The organism is Vibrio sp. Vb0304 (genome assembly GCF_033338995.1).
GTDB lineage: Bacteria > Pseudomonadota > Gammaproteobacteria > Enterobacterales > Vibrionaceae > Vibrio > Vibrio alginolyticus.
The window spans coordinates 1-1,361 of record NZ_JAWOTT010000143.1 but is presented as its reverse complement, the minus strand read 5'-3'; the positions used below and the strand labels follow the sequence as shown (position 1 = coordinate 1,361).

The following is a 1,361-nucleotide window of genomic DNA, read 5'->3' as shown; positions in this document are numbered from 1 at the left end:
CCTGTATTGGGATAAAACCTACCGGGCAGAGCAAGAGATGGCTTTCGTAACCCAACTCAATTGGGCAAAAGAGATGGATTTACCTGTGGTGATCCACACCCGCGATTCCATCGAAGAAACGCTGACTCTGCTTCGTCAAGAGCAAGACGGTCGCCTGCGTGGCGTGTTCCATTGTTTTGGTGGCAGCTTAGAAGAGGCACGAGCAATTAACGAGTTGGGCTTCCACCTTGGTTTAGGCGGTGTATCGACATTTAAAAACGGCGGCATGGACCAAGTCATCCCACACTTAGACATGCAATGGGTCATCTTAGAAACAGACTGCCCATATTTGGCGCCAGTGCCGCATCGCGGTAAACGCAATGAGCCAGCTTACACATCGCTCGTCGCGCAGCGAGTGGCAGACTTGCGTGGCGAAGAAGTCGCAACCATAGATGCTATCACCACGGAAAATGCAAAAAACTTATTTAAGATTTAAGCAAGACAACAAACGCAACAAGCGGCCACACTAGGTCGCTTTTTTATTGCCTAAACGGTTGGGTGAACAGGCCAAACCTGAAACGACTCAACCAGCAATACTGTAGTGTTGATAGACATAACTATTAACTTGTAACCCTACCCACTTCGCATCATACGTATTCCATCAGTACGCTTCTTGTGACTGTCGACAACTCGACACATTCTTTTCTTATACTGCTATTCGCCTACGTCTTAGCACAGGTGTAAAACAACATGAATACGGATATTGAAATGTGTACACATGGTGCTTACTTGCAACGCGTACCACGCAACTTTTTTCAAAAGCTGCTAGGCATCAAAGAAGTTTATGTCTGTACTAAATGTGGTTACGTGTTGAAAGTTAAGTAGTTAGCCCAAAATAGCAAACCAACCGCAATAAAAAAGCGGCTCATTTGAGCCGCTTTTTACTGTCTAAAAACTGAAGGATTACTCCTCTTCTTCCTCATCTTTACGAGTGTAAAAACGAGCAAAGAACAGACCAACCTCAAACAGTAAGCACATTGGGATCGCAAGTAACGTCTGCGAAATCATGTCTGGCGGCGTCAGCAGCATGCCGACAACGAACGCAGCCACAATAATGTATGGACGCTTCTCTTTTAGGTCTTGCGGCGTGGTCGCCCCAGTCCAACAAAGTAGGATAATCGCCACTGGCACTTCGAACGCAATACCAAACGCCATAAACAGCGCCAGCACAAAATCTAGGTAGCTCGAAATATCGGTCGCAAACTCAACCCCACCGAGAGAAATCGCAGTAAAGAAGCCAAATACCAGTGGAAATACAACGTAATACGCAAAGGCCACGCCACAGTAAAACAGCAACGAGCTAGAAAACAGCAATGGCATGA

At 46.4% G+C, this 1,361-nt stretch carries 3 protein-coding genes; 2 read left to right on the top strand and 1 reads right to left on the bottom strand.

The window, feature by feature from the left end; genetic code table 11:
* Together R7P35_RS24525 and R7P35_RS24520 are read left to right on the top strand one after the other, a co-directional pair.
* Positions 1 to 475: TatD family hydrolase (locus R7P35_RS24525; protein WP_318092945.1), on the top strand; the 475-nt coding region annotated here is incomplete at its 5' end.
* A 254-nt stretch (positions 476 to 729) separates the two neighbouring features.
* Complete coding sequence (locus R7P35_RS24520; RefSeq protein WP_005478679.1) at positions 730 to 864, top strand: hypothetical protein; 135 nt, start codon at positions 730 to 732, stop codon at positions 862 to 864.
* A gap of 78 nt (positions 865 to 942) precedes the next feature.
* Here R7P35_RS24520 and tatC read toward each other — a convergent pair.
* A partial coding sequence (gene tatC, locus R7P35_RS24515; protein WP_318092943.1) for a twin-arginine translocase subunit TatC occupies positions 943 to 1,361 on the bottom strand: 419 nt, incomplete at its 5' end.